1 protein-coding gene and 1 pseudogene are annotated in these 622 nt (G+C 54.3%); one reads left to right on the top strand and one right to left on the bottom strand.

The genetic code is table 11. The features are described 5' to 3' along the window. Window positions 1–161: pseudogene (locus tag E1958_RS21525) on the top strand (IS481 family transposase); the annotation flags it as partial. Between the two features lie 187 nt (window positions 162–348). Here the strand turns inward: E1958_RS21525 and E1958_RS19730 are convergent. Further along, window positions 349–543, bottom strand: coding sequence for a hypothetical protein (locus E1958_RS19730; RefSeq protein WP_089725802.1), 195 nt, complete (start codon window positions 541–543; stop codon window positions 349–351). Window positions 544–622 lie beyond the last annotated feature (79 nt).

Genomic DNA, 622 nt, shown 5'->3' with positions numbered 1-622 from the left:
TGACCGACACCATCAAACGTTACGTCCAGGTCTATAATCAACACATTCCACAAAAGGCCTTGGGTCACATCCCGCCCCTTCAAGCCATGAAAAGCTGGTATCAAAAACAGCCAAAGCTGTTCAAAAAACGTGTCTATAATCTGGCGGGACTTGACAGCTAAGGAACCGGAGCCTTCCTTCGCGATTATCCGTTCCTGTTCCTACCTCTCGACCTTACGCAAACAGTATATACAAGGTGCATGTGAAGCAGGAGATCGAGAAAGGGCTGTCCGATATCGAGGCAGGCTGTACCGTTCTACACGATCAGGACCGTAGGGCGGGAAAGCGCAGCGCATCCCGCCGCATCGGTCATTCCAGACCCAATTCCTTTACAACTTTCGGAATCCGGGCCGAGAACTGTGCCTCGATGTCGTGCCAACAGGTGGAGAAACCGTCAGCCCCCAAAGGCAAGGGCCACACCGCGTGAAGGTGATCGGGTAAGACAACGACCGCATCGATGATGAAAGGTCGGCGACGGCGGGCATCGGTAAAGACGATTCGCAATCTGACTCAACCCCATCACGCCGCCTGTTTGGCTACAAACACCGCTCGCGCAGCCTGGATGCCACGCAGATACTTGGCC

The organism is Candidatus Thiosymbion oneisti (assembly GCF_004359955.1).
Taxonomy (GTDB): Bacteria; Pseudomonadota; Gammaproteobacteria; order Chromatiales; family Chromatiaceae; genus Thiosymbion; species Thiosymbion oneisti.
Note: the sequence above shows the minus strand (reverse complement) of the source record. Positions and strands in the feature narration are given on the sequence as shown.